This is a genomic window from Allobosea sp. P2_A10, from assembly GCF_056405115.1.
The window spans coordinates 1-1,974 of the sequence record NZ_JBFUCS010000053.1 but is presented as its reverse complement, the minus strand read 5'-3'; the positions used below and the strand labels follow the sequence as shown (position 1 = coordinate 1,974).

General features: G+C 55.6%; 2 protein-coding genes. One reads left to right on the top strand and one right to left on the bottom strand.

The window, feature by feature from the left end; genetic code table 11:
• Positions 1–663, top strand: a 663-nt coding sequence (locus AC1DZY_RS26535; RefSeq protein WP_476823148.1) for an extensin-like domain-containing protein, incomplete at its 5' end; no start/stop codon positions are given.
• A gap of 144 nt (positions 664–807) precedes the next feature.
• Here AC1DZY_RS26535 and AC1DZY_RS26530 read toward each other — a convergent pair.
• Complete coding sequence (locus AC1DZY_RS26530) at positions 808–1,179, bottom strand: VOC family protein (RefSeq protein WP_476823147.1); 372 nt, start codon at positions 1,177–1,179, stop codon at positions 808–810.
• Between the last annotated feature and the right edge of the window lie 795 nt (positions 1,180–1,974).

Here is a 1,974-nt window from a genome sequence, read left to right as displayed (position 1 = left end):
ACGCAGGGCACTGTTACGATGCCGCCGCCACGACCAACAGAACTTGTGCCGGCAGCCGATGAGCCGTTGCGCTCCTCGGTGACGTCAAATCACTCAACCACATCGACTTGCATTCGGACTTTCGTAGAGCGGGGTGGAATTATCCTTCCGTCACCGCCGACCGAAAGCGTCGGGCAATGTTCAGTCGATGATCCGGTGACATTCCAGCGCATTAGGTTGGCGGGTGATGCGCATGTCGATCTCGACAGTGCAGTGACGGTTCGATGCGCGCTCGCACTCGAAATTCAGGCATGGGCGCGCGATGATCTTGCTCAAATTGCAACCGAGGCCAAAAGCAAGCTGCAAAAAATTACGGGCGTTGGTGGCCATGCCTGCCGATCACGAAACGGCGTTGCGGGTGCTCCGATTAGTGAGCACGCCACCGGCAATGCGCTCGACCTCAGTGGACTTAAACTCGAAAATGGTCGGACAATTGCGTTCGCGGGTGCCGATCCAAATTCATGGTTGCTACGCCAGGCAATTCAGAAGAGCGCTTGCGCGCATTTCACGACCGTTTTGGGACCTGGCTCGGATAATTCGCACAAGGATCATCTTCACCTCGATTTGCGACAGCGCGCACACGGCTACCGAATCTGCCAATGGTTGATTGAGCCAGAGCGGTGACAGAACAGCCCCATGAGCAACGGTGTCATCCAAATGTCTTGAGAAATGACGCGTCGCGCAAAGCGCTTAATCCGCTCGCTCTATATTATTGGAACGTGCTGTCAGCGGTCCCATGCTCACTGCAGATCGCCCGGTGCTGTTTTCCTAGATGCCGGTAACAGCTGTTGCGTTACACTGTAGCTCGATCTTCATGCCTTCAGGCCCGCTGACAAAAAACTGAGTAATATTGGTGTCGATTAGTGGGGTTTCGGTAAATATATAACCGAGCCGTTGAAGTTCGGTGCGCTTCGCGTGGGGGTCGCCGCACGGGCCGAAAGCGATGTGGTCTATCCAGCCGAGACCTCGCTCTTGGCTTTTGAGCCAAGTGTGAATAACCGCCCGACCATCGAGATACAACCAGTCGCCGGGCACCGTAAAAGATGGCCGCCACCCTACCTCGACGCCGAGCAGGCGCACAAGAAATTCGCGCGCAGCCGAAAGGTCGTAGACGTGAATATTGACGTGGTCGAGCCGCATGAGTGCCCCCATTAAGGAGTAGAAAACGTGCTCGACTGTGGCCGGTCAACCCCCAAAAGGGAAAAAAGGTTTGTTCGCTCAAAACCCTCTGGTGCATAAATCAAGATTTATCCACCGCCTATCCGACCCTGTTTTTTTTACATAGCTTGCATGTTGCAAAAGTCGGGCGGAATCGTGACATCACTGGCTACGCCCGTGTCAGCATCTTCGGCCAGACCCTTGTCGCCCAAATCGAGCAGCTTAAGGCGGTTGGCTGCACGCCGTCTTTCAGGAAACGGCGTCGGGAGCGTGAGCTGATCGCCCGCAGCTCAAGAAGGCGATTGCCGCTTTGCCCTACGACGGCGTGTTGAGGGTGACGCGGCTAGAGCGCCTCGCGATCGAAATATTCGCACCAATAAAACTGCCCTGCCCTCGCATGCAGGGCTATTTTTATTGGCGCGGCTCAATATTGGAGGGCGCGAATGATGCGCTGCAGCACTGGCATTGCCGACAGTTTCGTTGCAATCAGCTTCGCCGCATTTTGACAGCACCTATGAGACCTTAACCGAAAATATCCTTCCGCAGGTCTACGATCTCGGCTTCCCGCGGGTTCGTGCCTCCATCAGCGAGCGAATTCCTCGATCTTATCGGTGTTTGCCTGGTCGAGCTTCAGCGGCATCCTCCCGGACTCGGTCAATCACATCTCGAACGATTTATCAGGTCCTGAGCTTAGAGTCCGTTTGAGAATGCTCACGGATGGACGATCCGCCGCAGCATGAGGCTTCCGAGCGCGATATGGATCATGGCCTCGGAGAC

Bases quoted from the DNA above. Each gene is read 5' to 3' on its own strand.
- AC1DZY_RS26530 (WP_476823147.1), bottom strand. From the start codon at position 1,179: ATGCGGCTCGACCACGTCAATATTCACGTCTACGACCTTTCGGCTGCG.